Source organism: Streptomyces sp. NPDC055189, from assembly GCF_053606765.1.
The window spans coordinates 119,626-142,381 of sequence record NZ_JBSGSG010000015.1 but is presented as its reverse complement, the minus strand read 5'-3'; the positions used below and the strand labels follow the sequence as shown (position 1 = coordinate 142,381).

Sequence of the window (22,756 nt, the reverse complement as noted above, 5' to 3'; positions counted from 1 at the left end):
CACCCGCGGCCAGAACTCAAAGCAAAAGGGGCTGCCCCGGACCGTAGTAAACGATCCGGGGCAGCCCCTTTAACCCTGCAAGCCGAGCCGGAGGCTACGCCTCCTTGCTCAGGTTGGGCCCGGCGCCACCAGCCGCCTGCTCAATCGGCGGAACATCCGGCAACGCCGCCTTCTCCTCGCCGCGGAAGGTGAACTTGGCTTCCTCGCCCTCACCCTCCGTGCCGACGACCACGATGTGGCCGGGGCGGAGCTCGCCGAAGAGGATCTTCTCCGACAGGATGTCCTCGACCTCGCGCTGGATCGTCCGGCGCAGCGGCCGGGCGCCCATGACGGGGTCGTAGCCCTTCTTCGCGAGCAGCTTCTTCGCGTCACCGCTGAGCTCGATGCCCATGTCGCGGTCCTTGAGACGCTCGTCCACCTTGGCGATCATGAGGTCGACGATCTCGATGATGTCTTCCTCGGTGAGCTGGTGGAAGACCACCGTGTCGTCGACACGGTTCAGGAACTCCGGGCGGAAGTGCTGCTTCAGCTCGTCGTTGACCTTGGTCTTCATGCGCTCGTAGTTCGTCTTGACGTCACCCGACGCGGCGAATCCGAGGTTGAAGCCCTTGGAGATGTCACGCGTACCGAGGTTGGTCGTCATGATGATGACCGTGTTCTTGAAGTCCACGACCCGGCCCTGGGAGTCGGTCAGGCGACCGTCCTCAAGGATCTGCAACAGCGAGTTGAAGATATCCGGGTGGGCCTTCTCGACCTCGTCGAAGAGGACGACCGAGAACGGCTTGCGACGCACCTTCTCCGTCAGCTGACCGCCCTCTTCGTAACCGACATATCCGGGCGGCGAACCGAAGAGACGCGAGACCGTGTGCTTCTCGCTGAACTCCGACATGTCGAGAGAGATCAGGGCGTCCTCGTCACCGAAGAGGAATTCGGCGAGCGTCTTGGAAAGCTCCGTCTTACCGACACCGGACGGGCCGGCGAAGATGAACGAACCACCGGGACGCTTCGGGTCCTTCAGACCCGCACGCGTACGACGAATCGCCTGCGAAAGCGCCTTGATGGCGTCCTTCTGGCCGATGACCCGCTTGTGGAGCTCGTCCTCCATGCGCAGCAGACGCGAGGACTCCTCCTCGGTCAGCTTGAAGACCGGAATGCCCGTCGCCGTGGCGAGGACCTCGGCGATGAGCTCGCCGTCGACCTCGGCGACGACGTCCATGTCGCCGGCCTTCCATTCCTTCTCGCGCTTGGCCTTCGCCGCGAGCAGCTGCTTCTCCTTGTCGCGGAGAGAGGCCGCCTTCTCGAAGTCCTGGGAGTCGATGGCCGACTCCTTGTCGCGACGCACGCCCGCGATCTTCTCGTCGAACTCGCGGAGGTCCGGCGGCGCGGTCATCCGGCGGATGCGCATCCGGGAACCGGCCTCGTCGATCAGGTCGATCGCCTTGTCCGGCAGGAAGCGGTCCGAGATGTACCGGTCGGCCAGGGTGGCGGCCTGCACAAGGGCCTCGTCCGTGATGGAGACCCGGTGGTGGGCCTCGTAACGGTCGCGCAGACCCTTGAGGATCTCGATGGTGTGCGGCAGGGACGGTTCCGCGACCTGGATGGGCTGGAAGCGGCGCTCGAGGGCGGCGTCCTTCTCCAGGTGCTTGCGGTACTCGTCGAGCGTCGTGGCACCGATGGTCTGCAGCTCGCCTCGCGCCAGCATCGGCTTGAGGATGCTCGCAGCGTCGATCGCGCCCTCGGCGGCGCCCGCACCCACCAGGGTGTGGAGCTCGTCGATGAACAGGATGATGTCGCCGCGGGTGCGGATCTCCTTGAGGACCTTCTTCAGGCGCTCCTCGAAGTCACCGCGGTAGCGGGAGCCGGCGACCAGCGCGCCGAGGTCAAGCGTGTAGAGGTGCTTGTCCTTCAGCGTCTCGGGCACCTCGCCCTTGACGATGGCCTGCGCCAGGCCCTCGACGACGGCGGTCTTGCCGACGCCGGGCTCGCCGATGAGCACGGGGTTGTTCTTCGTACGGCGGGACAGCACCTGCATGACCCGCTCGATCTCCTTCTCGCGCCCGATGACCGGGTCGAGCTTGGACTCACGAGCGGCCTGGGTGAGGTTCCGGCCGAACTGGTCGAGCACCAGGGACGTGGAAGGCGTGCCCTCCGCAGGACCGCCGGCGGTGGCGGTCTCCTTGCCCTGGTATCCGGAGAGCAGCTGGATGACCTGCTGCCGCACCCGGTTGAGATCGGCGCCCAGCTTCACGAGGACCTGGGCGGCGACGCCCTCGCCCTCGCGGATCAGGCCGAGCAGGATGTGCTCCGTGCCGATGTAGTTGTGGCCCAGCTGAAGGGCCTCGCGGAGCGAAAGCTCCAGCACCTTCTTGGCACGGGGGGTGAAGGGGATGTGCCCGGACGGGGCCTGCTGGCCCTGACCGATGATCTCCTCCACCTGCTGGCGGACCGCCTCGAGCGAAATCCCGAGGCTCTCCAGGGCCTTAGCGGCGACACCCTCGCCCTCGTGGATCAAGCCCAGGAGGATGTGCTCGGTGCCGATGTAGTTGTGGTTGAGCATCCGGGCTTCTTCCTGAGCCAGGACGACAACCCGCCGCGCGCGGTCGGTGAACCTCTCGAACATCGTTAATCGCTCCTCAGAGCGGTCAGGCAGTAAGGGGGCTGTCCCCTCCCTGTCCTTCCGCAGCTTAGTCCCGCAAGCGGGGACCGCTCATTCCAACTGCCGACACCCGGCCGAGAACAAGAGGTGCCTCCTGACCCCGAACGCCGACAACTGCTCCAACCCGATGGTGCGAGACGATGTTCCCGCAGGCCAAGCACTTACCCTCACCACAGCTACGCCGATGGCGAACGTGAGACGGCCTCGCGCGTGTGTCGCCCCTCCCCACTAGGGATGTCTTACCCGTAAGGACTGACACTCCATGCGGCGCGCGCCGGTTCCCTCCGCTACGGGCGAACAGCCTTGCGCCGCCGAACACGCCACCACGCCTCTTTTCCGGCCACTGTGCGCATCCCCAGCGACACGCTGCGTAACCCGGGAACCTTCCGGCCGGTTGCTCCTGGCATGGCCATCACGGTTCCCCCGCCCCGCGTACCGGTCGAGCAGAGCGACCCGGTGCGGCAGTGGTACGCGAACGAACTCGGCTGGGCGACCGCCGAGCGCCGTCCGGGACTGCCGGTGCAGCTCCTGACGGGGCTCCGCTTCGATGTACTGCAGCTGCCCGCCGAAGCCGGTTTCGCCGCCCTGCGGCACGTCGGGCCGAAGGCTCCGGTGGCTCTGCGGGGCGATTCCATGCGGCTCTTCGTGGCCGCGGGGAGCGCCGACGAACTGCCGGGGCTCCTGGAGTGGCTCGAGTGGGGCGACATCCCGCTGGACCTCACGGCCGTCGGGGCGGGCGGACGGATCGACGCGCCCACGCCTCCGGGGTGGTCCGGCTCGCAGGGGGCCGCCGTATGGCTGCGACCCCCGGAGCCCGGGTGCGAGGTGGAGCCGACGCTGCCGGCACTGCCGTCCCTGTCGTGCGTGGGGGGTGGCACCGCGCCGCACAGCGATCCCGCCGTGGGCTCCGGTCTCGTACGACTCGTGGACACGGCGGCGACGCAATGCCACCGGGTCCGGCTGCGACGAACCCGTCGTCAGCCGTTGGCCTTCTCGTAGGCCTCGCGAATGGACGCCGGGACGCGGCCGCGGTCGTTGACCTCGAAACCGTTCTCCTTCGCCCAGGCACGGATCGCCGCGGTGTCCTGACCGCCACCGGCAGCAGAAGCACGAGCTTTGGCGCGCCCGGCCGAACCACGGCCACCGGTACGACGACCACCCTTGAGGTACGGCTCAAGAAGACCGCGGAGCTTGTCCGCGTTCGACGTGGTGAGGTCGATCTCGTACGACTTGCCGTCCAGCGCAAACGTCACGGTCTCGTCTGCCTCGCCACCGTCGAGGTCATCGACAAGAAGGACCTGAACCTTCTGTGCCACCGGATTTCCTTTCATCGATAACTTAGGGCCGGATCGCACGACGCGAGCCGCAGAATCGCCGCCCCCTGTTATATGCAGTACTGCAGTACGTCGGAAAGCAAACCGCTTTTGCTGGGAAAACACAAACCCCTGGGAGAGACCGACCTCCGCGGGAACCCGGGAAACGTGCGCGTTTCGGACATAGGGAACCCGGGCAGCGGGCAGCCCGGAATACCGGCGGCGATCACAGATGCAGAAGCATCCGGCTGTTGCCCAAGGTGTTCGGTTTCACTCGTTCGAGGCCGAGGAACTCCGCGACACCCTCGTCTTTGGAACGCAGCAGCTCGCTGTAGACATCTCCGTCGACAGGAGTCTCACCGATCTCCACGAAGCCGTGGTGCGCGAAGAAGTCGACTTCGAAGGTGAGACAGAAAACCCGCCGGACACCGAGCCAGCGAGCTGTCTGCAACAACTTCCCCAGTACCTGGTGTCCCACTCCGAAGCCCCTGACATCGGGGTTCACCGCGAGAGTGCGTACTTCCGCGAGGTCTTCCCACATCACGTGCAGGGCTCCGCAGCCGACGACCTCGGCGTTGTCGTCGCGTTCGGCCACCCAGAACTCCTGGATGGACTCGTAAAGCGCGACCGTCGCTTTGTCGAGCAGGATCCCCTGACGGGCGTAGGAGTCGAGGAGGTTGCGTACGACCGGCACATCGGCGGTGCGCGCCCGGCGTACGGAGACTGCTTTAGCGCTGAGTTCAGGGGGTTCTGCTGGCATGACCGGACGCTATCTCTCTGCTTCGGGCTCCGCCGCGCCGGGGTTCTCCGGGGCTTGAGTGGTGGAGTCCGCGGAGAGGGGGGCTTGAGCGGCCGGGCCGATGATGCGCATCGCGTCACTGAGTGCTTCGCGCTGTTCTGCCGACATCATCCCGAAGAACGCGACGAGAGCGGCGGCGGGGTTGTCACTCCGCGACCATGCTTCGTTCATCAGTGCGGCGGCGTAGGCGGCCCGAGTGGAGACCGCCTCATATCGATAGGCGCGGCCTTCCGCTTCACGGCGCACCCAGCCCTTCTGATGAAGATTGTCCAAAACGGTCATGACGGTGGTGTACGCGATGGACCGTTCCTGCTGAAGGTCTTCCAGGACTTCTCGAACGGTCACGGGGCGGTTCCACTTCCACACCCGTGTCATGACTGAGTCTTCGAGTTCTCCCAAGGGGCGAGGCACACCAGAACAATAGTGGGAGAAGTCACTAATGCCATGACGGACGTGGCGGAGGTGCCATTTCCCCAACAAAAAGGGCGTACGACTCGGAATGTGAGCGAGTCGTACGCCAAGAGTGTGCGGGCGGTGACCTCTGGTCACCGGAGGGCCGGACGGGTCCGGTCAGGCCTTGGGAGTCTGCTGTGCGCCTTCGGCGCGGGCGATCACGGCGTCCACGGCCGCGTCCTCCTTGGCCTTGTTGGCGCCGCCCTGGGTCTTCACGATCGTCACGATGAGACCGCCGAAGAACACGGCCATCACTACGGGGGGCAGGAGCGCGGAGACGTATTCCATGCCCCCAGAGTAGCTAGCCCGCGGCGAGCTGGTGCGGCGGGTCCGTCGGGCGGCGCTTGGGAGGGAAGACCTCGGCCGGGGTCGGCACGGGGCGGGGCGGCGCGGGAGCGGCCGGCTTCTGCGGCGGGGAGCTCGGCGCCTTGGGGCCCGGCGTCGTCCGTTCGTCGCCCTCGGACCGGCCGCCGGGGATGGACAGGAGCCGCGTACGCGAGGCGGGGACGAGGGGGCGGGGCGCCGGGACGGCCGTATGGGACCGTCCCGCGAGACGGGTGCGTACGGCCTGTTCGGCGACGGTCCGGCAGCGGTCGAGGAGGGCGGCGGCGACCGGGTTGCCGCGCAGGGCGCGCAGGGCGGCGAGGTCGTCGGCGCCCGGCTGGTAGCCGGAGGCGAGGAGGTCCTCCAGGAGCGCGAGGTAGCCGGTGGCGGTGCCGGGCAGGGCCGTCCGGTAGCGGGCGAGGTCCGCCATCAGGAAGGCGCGGAGCCTGACGCCCTCGCTCACCGCCTCGTCGACGGCGTCGGCGAGACGGAGGCAGTCCTGGACGTCCTCGTCGGAGACGGGGCTGGGATGCAGGGCGACGGCCAGAGCGCGGCGGAGCACACGCAGCTCCTCCGCACCGAAGGCCATGCCGCCGCGAGAACCGTATGGCGTGGGCATGAGCCGACAATACGTGTTAAACGGACAAAATCCGCTAAACGTCATGCTGTGGCGTGGCTACGGATGGCGTCTCTTGTTGATCCCGGTCGTCCCGGTCGCTGGTTCCGGCCGCCGTTTCATTCCGACCGGCGGCGGATCATCGCGAAGACGACCGCGCCGACCCCGAGAGCACCGGCCGCCGCGGCGGCGATCCAGGGCAGTACGCCCGCACCGGTGTCCGCGATGGTGCCGTCGGAGGCGGGGGCGTCCGCTTCCGCATCGTCCGCATCGTCCGCATCGTCCGCGCCGGACATCGGCGACGTGCTGGAGGTGGCGGACGCGCTGGGAGTGACGGTCGCGTCGGGGGCGTCGGCCGCGCCGCCCGCCCGCGGGTGCGCGGCGTAGGACACCGCGTGCGGGCCCGTGGCGTGCGACACCGCGTCCAAGTCCCCCGCGTACGGCGCCGCGTGCACCGCGCGCTCGCCGGCGGGCCCGGTGTCCGGGGTCGCCGCCGCGGCCGGTCCGGCGAGCCCGGCCAGCACCCCGGCCGCCACTGTCGCGACCAGTCTTCCCCTACGCCCCATTTTCTCCACGCCCGCTCGAACCTGCCCAAGTCCCGTCCCTGCGCAGACTCTTGTATGGGGCGCGGGGTTGTGTGCGCAAGCCCCGCTTATGAGCCGCCAGTTATGAGCCGCCCGTTCGCGGGCCCGCGAACGGAGCGCTCAACTCCGGGCGACGTTGCGCTCGTATACGAGGCGCAGGCCGATGAGGGTCAGCCACGGCTCGTGCTCGTCGATGACCGAGGCCTCGCCGAGCACCATGGGCGCGAGGCCGCCGGTGGCGATGACCGTCACGTCGTCGGGGTCGCCGCCGGGGCCCGCCAGTTCGCGGGCCATGCGCTGCACGACGCCGTCGACCTGGCCCGCGAAGCCGTACAGGATGCCCGACTGCATGGCCTCCACGGTGTTCTTGCCGATGACGCTGCGCGGCCGGGCCAGCTCGATCTTGCGGAGCTGGGCGCCCCGCACGCCGAGTGCCTCGACGGAGATCTCGATGCCGGGGGCGATGACGCCTCCGGTGTACTCCCCGCGCGCGGAGACCGCGTCGAACGTCGTCGCCGTGCCGAAGTCGACGACTACGGCGGGGCCTCCGTAGAGCTCGACCGCCGCGACCGCGTTGATGATGCGGTCGGCGCCGACCTCCTTGGGGTTGTCCATGAGGATCGGGACGCCGGTCTTGATGCCGGGCTCCACGAGGACGGCGGGCACGTCTCCGTAGTACCGGCGGGTGACCTCGCGCAGTTCGTGCAGGACGGAGGGGACCGTCGAGCAGATGGCGATGCCGTCGATGCCGTCGCCGAGCTCCTCGCCGAGGAGCGGGTGCATGCCCATCAAGCCGTTCAGGAGGACGGCGAGTTCGTCGGCGGTGCGGCGGGCGTCGGTGGAGATGCGCCAGTGCTCGACGATCTCCTCGCCGTCGAAGAGGCCGAGGACGGTGTGGGTGTTTCCGACGTCGATGGTCAGCAGCATGTCGTCGTCACTCCGCCGCGCGCAGGTCGAGGCCGATGTCGAGGATCGGCGAGGAGTGGGTGAGGGCGCCCACGGCGAGGAAGTCCACGCCCGTGTCCGCGTACGCCTTGGCGTTCTCCAGGGTGAGGCGGCCCGATGACTCCAGGATCGCGCGGCCGTCCACGATGGCCACGGCCTCCTCGGTCTCGCCCGGCGTGAAGTTGTCCAGGAGGATCAGGTCGGCGCCCGCGTCCACGACCTCGCGCAGCTGGTGGAGGGTGTCGACCTCGACCTCCACGGCCAGGTCGGGGAAGGCCGCGCGCACGGCCTTGAAGGCCTGCTCCACGCCTCCGGCGGCCACCACGTGGTTGTCCTTGACCAGGGCCGCGTCGGAGAGCGACATGCGGTGGTTCACGCCGCCGCCCATCCGCACCGCGTACTTCTCCAGGGCGCGCAGGCCCGCCGTCGTCTTGCGGGTGTCGCGGACCTTGGCGCCGGTGCCGTCGAGTGCGTCGGCCCACGCGCGCGTGGCCGTCGCCACGCCGGAGAGGCGGCACAGGAGGTTGAGCGCGCTGCGCTCGGCGGTGAGCAGGTCGCGGGTGCGGGTGGTGACGCTGAGGAGCTTCTCGCCCGCCGCCACCCGGTCGCCGTCCTCCACGTGCCGCTCGACCTCGAAGGTGTCCGTGCAGACCAGGGAGATGACGGCTTCGGCGATCCGCAGGCCCGCGACCGTGCCGGCCTCGCGCGCGGTGAAGTCGCCGGTGGCGACGGTCTCTTCGGGGATCGTGGCGACCGAGGTGACGTCCACGCCGCCGTCCAGGTCCTCCTCGATCGCCATGTGCGCGATGTCCTCGACCTGGACGGGGTCGAGGCCCGCGTCGGCCAGGAGCTGCGCGAGAGCGGGGTCGAGGCCGCACTCCAGGGGGTCGTACGCGTCTTCTCCGCCGCAGCCGCAGGCGTCGCCGCAGCCGCCGCCCGTGGGGGCGAGAGGGAGGTCGTCGGGGGTACTCACGGTCACTTCTCCTGAAGTCTTGGACGGGGACTCGGGCCGGTCGGCGGGAAGTCGTGGGTCTCGGTCGTGTGCGCGGCCAGGGTCCGGTCCGCGTTCAGCCGTACGACGATGTGGCGCCGCCAGGCTTCGTCGTCGCGGTCGGGGCGGTCCTCGCGCCAGTGGCAGCCGCGGGTCTCCTCGCGGCGCTGTGCGGCGGCGACCAGGACGCGGGCCACGCACAGCAGGTTGGTGGTCTCCCAGGTGTCGACGCCGGGCTCGGCGGTCTTGCCGTCCTCGGCCAGCGCGCCCGCGGCCTCGGCGTGGATGCGGGCGAGCCGGGCCGCGGCCTCGGAGAGGGAGTCGGCGGACCTGAGCACTCCGGCACCCTCGGTCATCACGCGCTGGATGGCGAAGCGGGCCTCGGGGGGCAGCAGGGGGTGCGCGGGGGCGTCGAGGTCGGGCGCCGGTGCGGGCACGGGGACGGGAACTGCCGCGTACAGGGCGGGCAGGGCCTTCTCCGCGTGCTGTGCCGCGATGTCCGCCGCGATGCGCTCGGCGTAGACCAGGCCCTCCAGGAGGGAGTTGGAGGCCAGGCGGTTGGCGCCGTGCACGCCGGTGCAGGCGACCTCGCCGCAGGCGTACAGGCCGGGGACCGTGGTGCGGCCGTGCGGGTCGGTGCGGACGCCGCCCGATGCGTAGTGCGCGGCCGGGGCGACGGGGATCGGCTCGGTCACCGGGTCGATGCCGTGGGAGCGGCAGGCGGCGAGGATCGTCGGGAAGCGGTTCTCCCACATGTCGGCGCCGAAGTGCCGGGCGTCCAAGTACATGTGGTCGGCGCCCTTTTCCTGCATGCGCCGCGTGATGCCCTTGGCGACGATGTCGCGCGGGGCGAGCTCCGCGAGCTCGTGCTGGCCGACCATGAAGCGCACGCCGTCCGCGTCCACGAGGTGGGCTCCCTCGCCGCGCACCGCTTCGGAGACCAGCGGCTGCTGGCCCTCGGCGTCGGCGCCCAGGAAGAGCACGGTGGGGTGGAACTGCACGAACTCCAGGTCGCTCACCTCGGCGCCCGCGCGCAGGGCGAGCGCGACGCCGTCGCCCGTCGATACGGACGGGTTCGTGGTCGCCGAGAAGACCTGGCCCATGCCGCCGGTGGCCAGGACGACCGCGGGGGCGTGGACCGCGCCCACGCCGTCGTGCTGGCCCTCTCCCATGACGTGCAGGGAGACACCGGCGGTGCGGCCTTCGGCGTCCGTCAGGAGGTCCAGTACGAGGGCGTTCTCCACGGTGGGTATGGACTGTGCGCGGACCGCTTCGACCAGGGCGCGGGAGATCTCCGCGCCGGTCGCGTCGCCGCCCGCGTGCGCGATGCGGCGACGGTGGTGGCCGCCCTCGCGGGTCAGCTCGATGGCGCCTTCGGGGCCGGTGTCGAAGTGGGCGCCCGTCTCGATGAGGCGGCGCACGGCGCCGGGGCCCTCGGTGACCAGGGTGCGCACGGCCTCCTCGTCGCACAGGCCGACGCCCGCCACGAGGGTGTCGTCCAGGTGCTGTTCGGGGGTGTCGCCCTCGCCCAGTGCCGCGGCGATGCCGCCCTGGGCCCAGCGCGTGGAGCCGTCGTCCAGGCGGGCCTTGGTGACCACGACGGTCTTCAGGCCCGCCGCCGAGCAGCGCAGGGCCGTGGTCAGTCCGGCCACTCCGGAGCCGACGACGACGATGTCGGCGGCCAGGGACCAGCCGGGCGCGGGGGCGTGCAGCCGTATTCCGGTGGCACTCATGCGGTGGCTCCGAACGTGAGCGGGATGTTGTCGATCAGCCGGGTCGCGCCGACCTTGGCCGCGACGGCGAGGACCGCCTCACCGGTGTGGCCCGGCTGTACTTCCGTGAAGTCGGCCGGGTCGACGAGGGCCAGGTAGTCCAGGCGCAGCGGGGTCTTGCGGCGGGCCGCCTCGTCCAGGACCTGCCGGGCGGCGGCGCGGACGGCGGCGGGGCCGCCGGGCACGGTCGGCGTGACGGACTGGGCGACGGCGTGGGTGTCGGCCGCGGCGCGGGACTCCCCCAGGGCGTTCAGGGCGTCGGCGCGGGCGTGCGTGACGGGGGCGAGCGCCGCGCGCGCGTGCAGGGCCTCCTGGGCGGCGTGCCGGTCGCGGCCCGCGAAGAGTGCTTGCGAGAGCGCGAGTGCGGTGCGGCGCTCGTCCGCCGACAGGTAGCGGTTGCGGCTGGAGAGGGCGAGGCCGTCGTCCTCGCGCACGGTGGGTACGCCGACGATCTCGACGCCGAAGTTCAGGTCCCGCACCATGCGGCGGATGAGGGCGAGCTGCTGGGCGTCCTTCTGTCCGTACAGCGCCGCGTCGGGCCGGGTGAGGTGCAGGAGCTTGGCGACGACCGTGAGCATGCCGTCGAAGTGGCCGGGGCGCGTGGCCCCTTCGAGGAGTGTGCCCATGGGGCCCGCGCTGATCCGGACCTGCGGTTCGCCGCCCGGATAGACCTCGTCGACGGACGGGGCGAACACGAAGTCCGCGCCTTCCTGTTCGGCGATCTTGACGTCGGCGTCCAGGGTGCGGGGATAGCGGTCGAGGTCCTCGCCCGCGCCGAACTGGAGGGGGTTCACGAAGACCGTGACCACGACTTCGCCCTCGTCGCCGGCTATGCGGCGTGCGGTGCGGATCAGCGTGGCGTGGCCCTCGTGCAGGGCGCCCATGGTCATGACGACGACGCGGCGGCCGTCACGCGCGCGCGTGCGCAAGGGCTCAGCGGTGTGCAGGAGGACGGTCATCGGGTCCCTCCCCCGTCGCCGCCGGTCGGGGTCCCGCCGTTGGCGAGGACTCCCAGGAGGTCCTCGGCCAGCTCGGGCTTGAGCAGTCCGTGGGCGAGCGCGCGGTCGGCGGTCGCGCGGGCCATCGCCAGATATCCGGCGACGGTCTGCGGCGCGTGCTTGCGCAGCTCGGCGACGTGCGCGGCGACGGTGCCCGCGTCCCCGCGTGCGACGGGTCCGGTCAGTGCGGCGTCGCCGGAGCGCAGAGCGTTGTCCAGGGCGGCGCCGAGCAGCGGGCCGAGCATGCGGTCGGGGGCGCTCACGCCCGCTTCCCGGAGCAGGTCCATGGACTCGGCGACCAGCGTGACCAGGTGGTTCGCGCCGAGTGCGAGCGCCGCGTGATACAGCGGCCTGGCCTCCTCGGAGATCCACTCGGGCTCGCCGCCCATCTCGATGACCAGGGCCTCCGCGGCGAGGCGCAGCTCTTCGGGAGCGGTCACGCCGAAGGAGCAGCCCGCGAGGCGCTGCACGTCCACGGGGGTGCCGGTGAACGTCATGGCGGGGTGCAGCGCGAGCGGCAGGGCGCCGGCCCGCAGGGCGGGTTCGAGCACCTTTGTGCCGTATCGCCCCGATGTGTGCACCATGAGCTGGCCGGGGCGGACCGCACCGGTCTCGGCGAGGCCCTCGACGAGGCCCGGCAGTGCGTCGTCCGGCACGGTCAGGAGGACCAGGTCGGCGCGCTCAAGGACCTCTGCGGGCGGGAGGAGGGGGACGTCGGGCAGCATGGCCGCCGCGCGTCGTACGGAGGCGTCGGAGACTCCCGACGCGGCGACCGGGCGGTGCCCGGCGAGCTGGAGTGCCGCGGCGAGCGCGGGGCCGACACGGCCCGCTCCCACGACACCCACCGTGAGCCTCGCGGGGCGGTCCCGCGGGTCTGGCTGATGAGGTGCGTTCACGCGATGACGCCTTCCCGTTCCAGTCCGCTCGGGGTACCGGACGATTTCTCGTCATGCTAACGCGATTGGTCCGCGACGCGTCCTGCGCTGTCCACAGGCTGTGGGTATTGATATGACCGGCGGCCGATCGCACGGCATCCTCGGGGGATGACTTCACACGACGGAGCACAGGGGCAGGAGCCGGGTGAGCTGGACCGGTCGGACGAGCAGGGCCGGCCGGGCGAGGAAGATCTTCTGGCTGCCCGCCGCCGGGCCGCGGCGCTCGGTGCCGACCGGACCCTGCACCGCTGGTCCGCGCACCTCCCGATCGCCGCGCGGCTCTCCGCGCTCGCGGACGCGGCCCCGGAGGTCGTGGGCCCGGACGAGCCCGTCGACATCTACGGCAACACCGTCGTCGCCCGCCTGGAGGACGAGGTCGCGCGGCTGCTCGGCAAGGAGGCCGCCGCCTTCTTCCCGACCGGCACGATGGCCCAGCAGGTCGCCCTGCGCTGCTGGGCGGGCCGTACGGGCAACGCGACCGTCGCCCTGCATCCCCGGGCCCACCCCGAGGTCCACGAAGGGGGCGCCCTGCCCGCGGTGAGCGGGCTGCGCACGGTGCATCCGACGCGGGAGCCGCGGCTGCCCACGGCCGAGGAGGTGGCGGACTTCGGAGAGCCCTTCGGGACGCTGATGCTCGAACTGCCGCTCCGGGACGCCGGTTTCGTCCTGCCGTCCTGGGAAGAGCTCGAAGAGGTCGTGGCGGCGGCCCGCGAACGCGACGCCGTCGTGCACTTCGACGGCGCGCGCCTGTGGGAGTGCACACCGCACTTCGACCGCTCCCTCGCGGAGATCGCCGGTCTCGCGGACAGCGTGTACGTGTCGTTCTACAAGTCCCTGGACGGCCTGAGCGGCGCGGCGCTCGCGGGTCCGCGCACCCTGGTCGACGAGGCGAGGACCTGGCGCCACCGTTACGGCGGCCAGGTCTTCCAGCAGTTCCCGGCCGCCGTCGCCGCCCTGCTCGGATTGAAGAACACGCTGCCGCGCCTGCCGGATTACGTCGCCCACGCGCGCGTGGTCGCCGACGCGTTGCGCGAAGGGTTCGCGGCCGCCGGGGTGCCCTGGTCGCGCGTGCACCCCGAGCAGCCGCACACCCATCAGTTCCAGGTCTGGCTGCCGTACGACCACAAGGTTCTCTCCGAGGCGGCGCTCGGGCAGACGGAGGAGACCAAGACCCAGTTGTTCAACCGCTGGTTCCCCGACGGGCCGCCCGGCCTCTCGGTCACGGAGGTCACCGTGACCGGGGCGGGCCTGGAGTGGACGCCCGAAGACGTCAGTGATGCGGTCGCGGAGTTCGTACGGCGGATCCCCGGCTGAGGCGTCCCGCGTGGGCGAGCCTGGCCAGCGCGGCACGGACCCGTCCGTGGGCGGGGCGTTCCTCGACGACCGCACGGAAGCGGCCGTAGTCGCGCACCTCGCGGACGACCTGCCAGTCCTGCGAGCCGGGGGCGGGCGGGGTCCGCTCGTCGTGCCGGGCGGCGCGGTAGCTGTCGAGGAGGTACTGCTGCGTGATGCTCATGACGGGTTCGCCTCTCAAGACAAATAGTACTTATCGGGCGCCCATGTGCCGACGGAAAGCAGGATCGGCGCAAGATCGGCGCAGGGGTGTCCCGGGGAAAGGCCGGATCGGATTCCGGCCCGGCGGCGACGCTGCCGTGCGGCCCCGGTCACCAAAGACTGCGCCCGCCGCCGGGCCCCCGTCGCGCCGATTGACACCCGGCGTCAATCGGCGGCCGGGATGTCAGTGGCGCGGTGCACGATGGCTCCATGAGCGTGCACATCGAGATCGCGGGCCTGCCGCAGGAGCGGATCTTCTTCGACCCCTCGCCCCTGGCGGAGCTGGGCGTCGCCCTGCACGCACTGTCCGAGCCGGGGCACCACCCGGGGATGCACGGCTGGGCCACCGCGACCACCGCCTGCCTCAAGCCGGACCTCGCCGACCGGCTGTGCGAGGCGGACTTCCTGTGGCGGAACACGTTCTCGGACGTCTTCATGCCGTTCGCGGGGCTCGTGGACGGCGACGGCAGACCGGGGGCCACCCTCGCCGAGGAGCTCGACCTCCTGGACCGCCTGGACGACGAGCGGTTCGTCATGGCGGCCCTGGAGTTCACCTGCGGCACGACGTACAACGAAGGCGGTCCCTCGCCGCTGACCGACCCCGTCCGCGGCGCCCGTGCCCTGGAGCTCGCCGCCACCCGCGGCACGCGGCAACTGGACTTCGCCGAGCGCCTGCTGACCGACCCGCACACCGTCCGGGCCTGGCTGCGCCGCCTCCTGGAGGACTGCGACGAGGCGTTCTTCGCCGACACCTGGCGGCGGGTGCGCGTCCAACTGGCCGCCGACGCCCGGCACAAGACGGAGATACTGCGCCACAAAGGCCTCGCCGAGGTGCTCGCCTCGGTGTCCGCGGCGCTCTCGGTGGACCCGGATGGCCGCCGCATCACCGCGGACAAGCTGGTGCCGGGCACCACGACGGCACTGGACCACACCCTGGGCGCGGGCCTCACGTTCGTGCCGTCGCACTTCGCCTGGCCGCACCTGATGGTCCTGCACGCCCCGGGCTGGCGCCCGGTCATCCACTACCCCGTGTCGGCCCCGGACCTGGCCAAGCCCACCTCGGTGGAGACCCTGGAGCGGCGGCTCACGGCCCTCGCGCACCCCGTGCGCCTGCGACTGTGCCGCGACATGGCCCGCGCGCCCTTCAGCACCGGCGAGCTGGCCCACGCGACCGGGCTCACGGCGCCGGAGGTCTCCCGGCACCTGACGCTCCTGAAGAAGGCGGGCCTGGTCACCACGACACGGCGCGGCAGGTACGTGATGCACCAGCTGGACGTCACCGTGGTGGCCCGCCTCGGCAGCGACTTCCTGGAGGGCATCCTGCGCTGACGCCCTGCCGGAGATCCCCGGTCAGGCGCCTCAGGCGGCCCCGCCGCCCGCCCGCACCAGACCCGTCTCGTACGCGAGGACCACCACCTGCACCCGGTCCCGCAGGCCGAGCTTCGTAAGGATGCGGCCCACGTGGGTCTTCACCGTGGCCTCCGACAGGACGAGCCGCGCCGCGATCTCCCCGTTCGAAAGCCCCTGGGCGACCAGGATCATGACCTCGCGCTCGCGGTCGGTGAGCCGCTCCAGCTCCTTGTGCTGCGGCTGCCCGCCCGCGTTCGGCAGCATCGGCGCGAAACGGTCCAGGAGGCGCCGCGTCGTGGACGGCGCGACCACCGCGTCACCGCTGTGCACGGAGCGGATCGCGGCGAGCAGCTCCCCCGGAGGCACGTCCTTCAGCATGAAGCCGGACGCGCCCGCCTTCAGCCCCGAGAAGGCGTACTCGTCGAGGTCGAAGGTCGTCAGGATGAGGACCTTCGGCGGGTTCTCGTCCTGGCAGATGCGCCGGGTCGTCTCCACGCCGTCCAGCTTCGGCATGCGTACGTCCATGAGGACCACGTCGACCTCGGTCGTCCGCAGCGCCTGGAGCGCCTCGACCCCGTCGCCCGCCTCGGCGACGACCTCCATGTCCGGCTGTGCGGCGAGCACCATCCGGAACCCCGTGCGCAGCAGCGCCTGGTCGTCGACGAGCATGACGCGGATCGACATCAAAGGCCCTTTCGTGGGTGTGTTCATGAGCGCGTGGATGTGTTCATGAGCGTACGGGTGTGATCACGAGCGAACGGACGCGGTCACGAGCGTAGGGCGTGGACATATCGGTGACAGGTGTCAATTTGCGGGCTTGAGCGGGAGAAGCGCGCTGATGCGGAAGCCGCCGCCCGGCCGCGGCCCCGCGTCGAGCGTGCCGCCGACCATGCCGACGCGCTCCCGCATGCCGATAAGGCCGTGCCCGCTGCCGTCGGCGCCGCCGTCCTCGTACAGCTCGTGCGGGGCGCCCTTGCCGTCGTCCTCGACGAGCAGCCCCAGGCCGTCGTCGAAGTAGACAAGGCGCACGCTCGCGCCGGTGTTCTCGCCGCCGTGCTTGCGGGTGTTGGTGAGCGCCTCCTGCACGATGCGGTACGCGGTGAGCTCGACGCCGCTGGGCAGCGGGCGCGGGGTGCCCTCGACCTTGAAGTCGACCGGAAGGCCGGCCGTGCGCACCTGCTCGATGAGCTCGTCGAGCTGCTCGACGTCGGGCTGCGGGACGTACTCGCCGCTCTCCTGGTGCTCGCCGGTGCGCAGCACGCCGAGCAGCCTGCGCATCTCGGCGAGCGCCTGCCGCCCGGTGCCCGAGATGGTCTCCAGGGCCTGTTTGGCCTGCTCGGGCGCCTGGTCGAGGACGTACGCGGCGCCGTCGGCCTGGACGACCATCACCGAGACGTTGTGCGCCACGACGTCGTGCAGCTCGCGCGCGATCCGGGCCCGCTCGGCCGCCACCGCGACCTTGGACTGCGCGGCCCGCTCCTTCTCCAGGCGGTCGGCGCGCTCCTCCAGCTGGGCGAAGTAGGCGCGACGGGTGCGGATCGAGTCGCCGAGCACCCAGGCGAGGGCGAAGGGCACCATCTGGAAGATCGCGAAGAAGATGCTGCCGAAGGTGCTTATGCTCTCCTCCGGCCAGCGCAGCGACGAAAGCGGAGCCGCGCACAGACCGCCCGTGAGGGCGAACCGCGAGGCCCACTTCGTGCCGTCGGCCGAAGCCGTATAGATGATCACCAGCATCGCGAAATCCGCCGGCATCGTCTGCACGTCGAAGATCAGCTGGGCGACGCCGAGAACGGCGGCGAGGACCAGCATCTTCTCGGTGTACTTGCGGCGCAGCCCCACCACGACGGACATGCCGAGCATGACGAGGACGGAGGGGACCGTCGGGTCATGGCCTTCCGCGTCTGCCATGGAGACAAGACCGATGCCGGAGATCCCGAGCAGGGCGATGGCCCAGAAGCCATCGACCCCGGTCGGGTGTCTGCGGAGGAAGTCATAGACGCGTTGCACGTAACCCAGCGTAGGCAGCGCTATGGCCCTCCGGGGTCAACCGGAGGTTCGATCCGTATCGATCGCATGTACTCCCCAAGGTGGAGGCCCGCTTAGCCTTCTCGCGTGAGAGACGAGGCCCAAGGGGAGCGGCAGGACGTACGGCGCGGCTGGCGGGAGGCCATGGAGACCGCCCTGTACGGGCCCGACGGCTTCTATCTGCGCCCCGAAGGACCCGCGGGGCACTTCCGGACGTCGGCGCACGCCTCGCCGCTCTTCGCGGGCGCGGTGGCCCGGCTGCTGTGCCGTGTGGACGAGGCGCTCGGCCACCCGGACGAGCTGGCCTTCGTCGATCTCGGTGCGGGGCGCGGCGAGTTGACCGCGGGCGTCCTTGCGGCGCTGCCCGCGGATGTGGCGGCACGCGCGCGTGTCTGTGCCGTGGAGCGCGCCGGACGTCCCGAAGGACTCGACCCGCGTATCGAGTGGCTCGACCGGGTGCCGGACGGGATCACGGGCCTGCTCTTCGCCAACGAGTGGCTGGACAACGTCCCCCTGGACGTCGCCGAGGTCGCACCGGACGGCGTCGCCCGCCGCGTCCTCGTCAGCGACGACGGCACCGAATCGCCGGGCGGCCCCGTCGGGGGGCAGGACGCCGAGTGGCTCGCGCGCTGGTGGCCGCTCGCCCCGGAACCGGGCCTGCGCGCGGAGATCGGCCGCCCCAGGGACGAGGCGTGGGCGAGCGCCGCGGCGAAGCTGGCGCGCGGCCTCGCGGTCGCCGTCGACTACGCGCACGACCGCGCGGGACGGCCGCCCTTCGGCACGCTGACCGGCTTCCGCGCGGGCCGCGAGACGGCGCCCGTGCCGGACGGCACCTGCGACATCACGGCCCACGTGGCACTCGACGCGTGCGCGCTGCCCGGAGCCGCCCTGCTGACCCAGCGGGCGGCCCTGCACGCCCTGGGGGTGAGCGGTGGCCGCCCGCCGCTCTCGCTGGCCTCCAGCGATCCGGCGGCGTACGTACTGGCCCTCACGCGCGCGGGGGAAGCGGCCGAGCTGACCGCGGCGGGCGGCCTCGGCGACTTCGGGTGGCTGATCCAGCCGGTGGACTTGGACGACCCGCTACTTGTCGATGTCCCCGACCACGAAGAACAGTGACCCCAGGATCGCCACCATGTCGGCGACCAGCTGGCCGGGCAGCAGCTCGGCGAGTGCCTGGATGTTGTTGTACGACGCCGAGCGCAGCTTCAGGCGGTACGGGGTCTTCTCGCCCTTGGAGACCAGGTAGTAGCCATTGATGCCCAGGGGGTTCTCGGTCCACGCGTACGTGTGGCCCTCGGGGGCCTTGAGCACCTTCGGGAGGCGTTGGTTGACCGGCCCCTGCGGCAGCCCGGCGAGCCGCTCCAGGCAGGCGTCGGCGAGGTCGAGGGCGTTGTGGGTCTGCTCCAGGAGCACCTCGAAGCGGGCCAGGCAGTCGCCCTCCTGACGCGTGACGACCTTCAGGGTGTCCTGCAGCTCCCCGTACGCGAGGTAGGGCTCGTCACGGCGCAGGTCGAAGTCGACTCCGGAAGCGCGGGCGATGGGACCGCTCACTCCGTAGGCGTGCACCGCCTCCGGGGAAAGCACACCGACGCCGCGGGTACGCCCCCGGAAGATCTCGTTGCCGAGCACCAGCTTGTCGTACACGTCCATGCGGGAGCGGACCGACGCGACAGCGGCACGCGCGCGTGCGGTCCATCCGGCGGGCATGTCCTCCTTGAGGCCGCCGACCCGGTTGAACATGTAGTGCATACGGCCGCCGGAGATCTCCTCCATCACGTTCTGGAGCTCCTCGCGCTCCCGGAACGCGTGGAACACCGGGGTGATTCCGCCCAGTTCGAGCGGATACGAGCCGAGGAACATCAGGTGGTTGAGTACGCGGTTCAGCTCGGCGAGGAGCGTGCGCATCCAGACGGCACGCTCGGGCACCTCCATGCCGAGCATCCGCTCCACGGCGAGGACGACCCCGAGCTCGTTCGAGAACGCGGAGAGCCAGTCGTGCCGGTTGGCGAGCACCACGATCTGCCGGTAGTCACGCGCCTCGAAGAGCTTCTCCGCGCCGCGGTGCATATAGCCGATGACCGGCTCCGCCTGCTGGATCCGCTCGCCGTCGAGGACGAGGCGCAGCCGCAGCACGCCGTGCGTGGACGGGTGCTGCGGGCCGATGTTGAGCACCATGTCGGTGCTCTCCGCGGCGCCGCCGATGCCGAGCGTGGTCTCCGTCGTGGGGCTCATGCGCGCATTCTCTCGTACGCGCGCTCATACGCGACTGTCACGTCGGCTACGTAGGCTTGAGGCATGGAATCGGGGACGGCACGACCGGCACGGCCGGCACAGCCCGGACAGTCAGGCGCGGAGCCGGTGTGGACCGGACTGCCGCGGGGGCTGCTGCGCATGCGGCGGCTGCTGCTCGTGGTGTGGCTCGTGCCGGTCGCGGCGGCCGTCGGAGTGCTCCTGTGGATCTTCGCCGGACCCGTGTGGGCGGCCTTCGCGGCCGTTCCGCTGGCCTTCGTGGCCTGGGGCTGGCCGATGCTCGGGCGCAACTGGCGCTCGTGGCGGTACGCGGAGCGGTCCGACGACCTGCTGATCAGCCGGGGCGTGCTCTGGCGCGAGGAGACGATCGTCCCGTACGGCCGCATGCAGCTGGTCGAGGTGACATCGGGGCCCGTGGAGCGGCACTTCGGCCTGGCCAGCGTGCAGCTGCACACCGCGGCGGCCGCCACGGACGCCCGGATCCCCGGCCTCATCCCCGAGGAGGCCGAGCGGCTGCGCGACCGGCTCACCGAGCTGGGCGAGGCCCGCTCGGCGGGGCTGTGAGCGGCGTACGGGAGGTGACGGGGGAGGAACACGCCCCGGACGCCGAGGACGTACGAGAACAGCGTCTGCACCCCGTCACGCCCCTGCGCAGGGCGTGGGCACCGGTGGCGATCGTCGTGGGCTTCGCGGTGCACGACCCGAACGGCACGCAGCGCCGGGTGTCCGAGCTCCCCGTGACCCAGATCCTCGCCGGGATCGCCGTCGTCCTCCTGGGCGGCGCCCTCTACGGCTTCATGAGCTGGTGGTTCACGCACTTCGCCGTCACCGACACCGAACTGCGCATCCGTACCGGACTGATCTTCCGGCGCACCGCGCACATCCGGCTCGACCGGCTCCAGGCGGTGGACGTGACGCAGCCGCTCGCGGCCCGTATCGCGGGCGTCGCCAAGCTCAAGCTGGACGTCGTCGGTACGGAGAAGAAGGACGAACTGGCCTATCTGGGCCAGGAGGAAGCTTCCGCCCTGCGGGCCGAACTCCTCGCGCGGGCGGCCGGTTTCGCGCCCGAGACCGCCCGCGAGGTCGGCGAGGCGCCGGTCAACAACCTGGTGCACGTACAGCCGCGCATGCTCGCGATCTCCCTGCTGCTGACCGGCACCACGTGGGGCATGCTCGTCGCCACGCTCATCGTGCCGCCCTTCCTGTGGTTCGCCACCCACAACCTGTGGACAGTGCTCGCGACCGGACTTCCCATGCTGGGCGGCGCCTTCGCCAGCAGCATCGGGCGGTTCATCGGGGAGTACGACTGGAAGGTGGGCGAATCCCCCGACGGCCTGCGCATCGACCACGGGCTGCTCGACAAGGCGCACGAGACGGTGCCTCCGGGCCGCGTGCAGACGGTGCGCGTCGTGGAGCCCTGGCTGTGGCGGCGGCGCGGGTGGGTGCGGGTGGAGCTGGACGTGGCGGGCTCGTCCAACGGCGTTCTGGTCCCGGTCGCGCCGCGTGAGGTCGCGGAGTCGGTGATCGCGCGGATCCTGCCGGGCGTGCGGGTGCCTGCTCCGGCCGAGCTGAGCCGTCCTCCCGCGCGGGCGGCATGGTGCCTTCCGGTGTGGTGGAAGGGGTACGGCCTCGCGGTCACGGACACGGTGTTCGCGGCGCGGCACGGACTCCTTCGCCGCCGCCTCTCCCTGGTGCCGCACGCGAAGGTGCAGAGCGTGCGGCTCACGCAGGGGCCCTGGGAGCGGTTCAAGGGGGTGGCGGACGTGGAGGTGGACACCGGCGCGAACAAAACGGTCACCGCGCGGCTGCGCCCCGCCGGGGAGGCGATCGAACTGCTCCAGTCCCAGGCCGACCGCTCACGCACGGGCCGGCGGACAGCACGTCCGGACCGGTGGATGGCCTGACGAGAAGGGCTTCATTCCCCAACCCCGCCCCTTCCCGAAAACCCGCTCCGGCGCAGGGGCCTACCTGGGGCTCCACCCCAGACCCCGCACAAGATGGCCTCAAACGCCGGCCGGGCTGGAAGAACGCCTACGCGCGCAACGCAGTCCGCAGCTCGGCGACGTCGATCTGCTCAGTCTCATCATGCGCCGTCAGGTCGATGACCTGCCCCACGCCCCGCTGCGCGTCGTCGCCGTCAGGCTTCTTGAACTCCGCCTCGGCCTCCGCCTTGTGCACGGCGAGTGCCTCCTCGCCCACCACATCGGCGAGGTCCACGTTCTGGACGGACTCCAGTGCCCCAGCAGTCGCCTCGCCCTTCGTACCGAAGAAGTCGAAACCGCCCTGTACGGCCGGACGCAGCCTCTGTGCGGGCGGCGCGACGGCAACCGCGCGCTCATGCCCGCCGTACCCCTCGGCCGCCCCGGACTTCCCCCGCGCTTCGTCCCCGTCCGCACTCTGGCCGGAAATCGCACCCTCGCGGGACAGCCCGCCCTCGCGCGAAAGACCGCCCTGACGCGAAAGACCGCCCTCGGGGGAAGGCTTCGGCGTCAGCCGGTCGAGCGCCGAGTTCGCCCGCTCGTACAACGACGGGGGCGCGATCGACCCCGGACGCACGACGGGAGCCGGGGTCTCGGCACGGGCGGCCGGAGCCTGCGCGGGGACCGGTACCTGCTCGCGGACCGGAGCCGGTGGCAGCGCCCGCGCCGGAGTGGACGCCTCTATGGCGAGCAGCCGCCGCCCCTCAAGGGCGCTCGCCCGCTCGGTCTCCGCCGTCGCATACCGCCGAAGGAGCGCCGCGTGTTCGTTCCGCAGTGCGGCAAGCTCGGCCCGCTTGGACCGCAGCTTCGTCTCCAGACGGCCCCGGATCTCGCGGGACTCGTCGAGGTCGGACTCGCACTCGGCTATGCGTTCCTCGTAGCGCCACTCGTCGCTCTTGCGGCCGCGGCCCAGCTCGGCGACCTGTTTGCCGGCCGCCAGGTCCCAGCGGCGCATGACGACCGAGCCCACGACGGCCGCCGCGGCAGCGGCGGCGGCCAGGCCGCGGAGCACGACGGGTTCCGCGAACAGCCAGGCGCCGCCGGCGCAGACCAGAGAGAGACCTGCGACCGTCGAGGGAGGAAGCAGCCTGTGCAAGGGTGGGGAATGGCGGTGACGTCCACGTGGCATGGCCAGAAACTTACCGCGCGTAGGCGAACTCTGGTGCCCCGCCCGCCAAAATGACAACGCCACTGTGCCGACTCCCCACCCTT

Annotated in this window: 23 protein-coding genes; 6 read left to right on the top strand and 17 right to left on the bottom strand. The window is 71.1% G+C overall.

Annotated elements, in window-relative coordinates:
* Positions 1 to 94: 94 nt before the first annotated feature.
* On the bottom strand, positions 95 to 2,620 hold the full coding sequence (locus ACWFR3_RS14465) for an ATP-dependent Clp protease ATP-binding subunit (RefSeq protein ID WP_453734875.1): 2,526 nt from the start codon (positions 2,618 to 2,620) through the stop codon (positions 95 to 97).
* A gap of 441 nt (positions 2,621 to 3,061) precedes the next feature.
* Between ACWFR3_RS14465 and ACWFR3_RS14460 the strand changes: the two genes are divergently transcribed.
* Positions 3,062 to 3,655 (top strand): SCO3374 family protein, encoded by a 594-nt coding sequence (locus ACWFR3_RS14460; protein ID WP_453734874.1) that lies wholly within the window; start codon positions 3,062 to 3,064, stop codon positions 3,653 to 3,655.
* On the opposite strand, the gene ACWFR3_RS14455 is transcribed toward ACWFR3_RS14460, so the two are convergent.
* The 11 genes from ACWFR3_RS14455 to ACWFR3_RS14405 form a co-directional block, all read right to left on the bottom strand.
* Positions 3,634 to 3,972: a histone-like nucleoid-structuring protein Lsr2 gene (locus ACWFR3_RS14455; RefSeq protein ID WP_361191134.1), complete on the bottom strand. Its 339-nt coding sequence runs from the start codon at positions 3,970 to 3,972 to the stop codon at positions 3,634 to 3,636. The two genes, ACWFR3_RS14460 and ACWFR3_RS14455, sit on opposite strands and share 22 nt — an antisense overlap.
* A gap of 223 nt (positions 3,973 to 4,195) precedes the next feature.
* Entirely contained in the window at positions 4,196 to 4,729 is a 534-nt protein-coding gene (locus tag ACWFR3_RS14450; RefSeq protein ID WP_361191132.1) for an amino-acid N-acetyltransferase, read from the bottom strand.
* Positions 4,730 to 4,738: 9 nt separating this feature from the next.
* A complete protein-coding gene (locus tag ACWFR3_RS14445; RefSeq protein ID WP_453734873.1) occupies positions 4,739 to 5,179 on the bottom strand; it encodes a BlaI/MecI/CopY family transcriptional regulator in 441 nt (146 codons plus the stop codon).
* A 159-nt stretch (positions 5,180 to 5,338) separates the two neighbouring features.
* Positions 5,339 to 5,509, bottom strand: a complete 171-nt coding sequence (locus ACWFR3_RS14440) for a hypothetical protein (RefSeq protein ID WP_365858810.1) — start codon at positions 5,507 to 5,509, stop codon at positions 5,339 to 5,341.
* 13 nt (positions 5,510 to 5,522) lie between these two features.
* Positions 5,523 to 6,164, bottom strand: coding sequence for a hypothetical protein (locus tag ACWFR3_RS14435; RefSeq protein WP_453734872.1), 642 nt, complete (start codon positions 6,162 to 6,164; stop codon positions 5,523 to 5,525).
* Positions 6,165 to 6,280: 116 nt separating this feature from the next.
* Positions 6,281 to 6,727, bottom strand: coding sequence for a hypothetical protein (locus tag ACWFR3_RS14430; protein ID WP_453734871.1), 447 nt, complete (start codon positions 6,725 to 6,727; stop codon positions 6,281 to 6,283).
* 138 nt (positions 6,728 to 6,865) lie between these two features.
* On the bottom strand, positions 6,866 to 7,672 hold the full coding sequence (locus ACWFR3_RS14425; protein WP_453734870.1) for a type III pantothenate kinase: 807 nt from the start codon (positions 7,670 to 7,672) through the stop codon (positions 6,866 to 6,868).
* A gap of 7 nt (positions 7,673 to 7,679) precedes the next feature.
* Entirely contained in the window at positions 7,680 to 8,663 is a 984-nt protein-coding gene (nadC, locus tag ACWFR3_RS14420; RefSeq protein WP_453734869.1) for a carboxylating nicotinate-nucleotide diphosphorylase, read from the bottom strand.
* A 2-nt stretch (positions 8,664 to 8,665) separates the two neighbouring features.
* Positions 8,666 to 10,414, bottom strand: coding sequence for an L-aspartate oxidase (locus ACWFR3_RS14415; RefSeq protein WP_453734868.1), 1,749 nt, complete (start codon positions 10,412 to 10,414; stop codon positions 8,666 to 8,668).
* Positions 10,411 to 11,412, bottom strand: coding sequence for a pantoate--beta-alanine ligase (panC, locus tag ACWFR3_RS14410; RefSeq protein ID WP_453734867.1), 1,002 nt, complete (start codon positions 11,410 to 11,412; stop codon positions 10,411 to 10,413). Before panC ends, ACWFR3_RS14415 begins: the two co-directional genes overlap by 4 nt.
* Positions 11,409 to 12,347, bottom strand: a complete 939-nt coding sequence (locus tag ACWFR3_RS14405; protein WP_453734866.1) for a Rossmann-like and DUF2520 domain-containing protein — start codon at positions 12,345 to 12,347, stop codon at positions 11,409 to 11,411. Before ACWFR3_RS14405 ends, panC begins: the two co-directional genes overlap by 4 nt.
* Positions 12,348 to 12,494: 147 nt before the next feature.
* On the opposite strand from ACWFR3_RS14405, the gene ACWFR3_RS14400 reads away from it, so the two are divergent.
* Positions 12,495 to 13,700 (top strand): threonine aldolase family protein, encoded by a 1,206-nt coding sequence (locus ACWFR3_RS14400; protein ID WP_453734865.1) that lies wholly within the window; start codon positions 12,495 to 12,497, stop codon positions 13,698 to 13,700.
* Here the strand turns inward: ACWFR3_RS14400 and ACWFR3_RS14395 are convergent.
* A complete protein-coding gene (locus tag ACWFR3_RS14395; RefSeq protein ID WP_453734864.1) occupies positions 13,657 to 13,902 on the bottom strand; it encodes a hypothetical protein in 246 nt (81 codons plus the stop codon). The genes ACWFR3_RS14400 and ACWFR3_RS14395 overlap by 44 nt on opposite strands.
* A gap of 254 nt (positions 13,903 to 14,156) precedes the next feature.
* Here ACWFR3_RS14395 and ACWFR3_RS14390 point away from each other — a divergent pair, with 254 nt between their 5' ends.
* Positions 14,157 to 15,269, top strand: a complete 1,113-nt coding sequence (locus ACWFR3_RS14390) for a DUF5937 family protein (protein ID WP_453734892.1) — start codon at positions 14,157 to 14,159, stop codon at positions 15,267 to 15,269.
* A 30-nt stretch (positions 15,270 to 15,299) separates the two neighbouring features.
* Here the strand turns inward: ACWFR3_RS14390 and ACWFR3_RS14385 are convergent, their stop codons facing one another.
* Both ACWFR3_RS14385 and ACWFR3_RS14380 read right to left on the bottom strand, forming a co-directional pair.
* Positions 15,300 to 15,974, bottom strand: a complete 675-nt coding sequence (locus tag ACWFR3_RS14385; RefSeq protein WP_367044040.1) for a response regulator transcription factor — start codon at positions 15,972 to 15,974, stop codon at positions 15,300 to 15,302.
* Positions 15,975 to 16,094: 120 nt separating this feature from the next.
* The gene (locus ACWFR3_RS14380; protein WP_453734863.1) at positions 16,095 to 17,297 is read right to left on the bottom strand and encodes a sensor histidine kinase; all 1,203 of its coding nucleotides are present in this window, start codon (positions 17,295 to 17,297) and stop codon (positions 16,095 to 16,097) included.
* A 162-nt stretch (positions 17,298 to 17,459) separates the two neighbouring features.
* On the opposite strand from ACWFR3_RS14380, the gene ACWFR3_RS14375 reads away from it, so the two are divergent.
* Positions 17,460 to 18,431: an SAM-dependent methyltransferase gene (locus tag ACWFR3_RS14375; protein WP_453734891.1), complete on the top strand. Its 972-nt coding sequence runs from the start codon at positions 17,460 to 17,462 to the stop codon at positions 18,429 to 18,431.
* Here ACWFR3_RS14375 and ACWFR3_RS14370 read toward each other — a convergent pair.
* On the bottom strand, positions 18,396 to 19,547 hold the full coding sequence (locus ACWFR3_RS14370; protein WP_453734862.1) for an NADH-quinone oxidoreductase subunit D: 1,152 nt from the start codon (positions 19,545 to 19,547) through the stop codon (positions 18,396 to 18,398). The genes ACWFR3_RS14375 and ACWFR3_RS14370 overlap by 36 nt on opposite strands.
* A 63-nt stretch (positions 19,548 to 19,610) precedes the next feature.
* On the opposite strand from ACWFR3_RS14370, the gene ACWFR3_RS14365 reads away from it, so the two are divergent.
* On the top strand, positions 19,611 to 20,129 hold the full coding sequence (locus ACWFR3_RS14365) for a PH domain-containing protein (protein ID WP_453734861.1): 519 nt from the start codon (positions 19,611 to 19,613) through the stop codon (positions 20,127 to 20,129).
* Positions 20,126 to 21,469: a PH domain-containing protein gene (locus tag ACWFR3_RS14360; RefSeq protein WP_453734860.1), complete on the top strand. Its 1,344-nt coding sequence runs from the start codon at positions 20,126 to 20,128 to the stop codon at positions 21,467 to 21,469. Before ACWFR3_RS14365 ends, ACWFR3_RS14360 begins: the two co-directional genes overlap by 4 nt.
* A 127-nt stretch (positions 21,470 to 21,596) precedes the next feature.
* Here the strand turns inward: ACWFR3_RS14360 and ACWFR3_RS14355 are convergent, their stop codons facing one another.
* Positions 21,597 to 22,673 carry a hypothetical protein gene (locus ACWFR3_RS14355; RefSeq protein WP_453734859.1) on the bottom strand — a complete coding sequence of 359 codons (1,077 nt, stop codon included), beginning with the start codon at positions 22,671 to 22,673 and terminating at the stop codon, positions 21,597 to 21,599.
* Positions 22,674 to 22,756 lie beyond the last annotated feature (83 nt).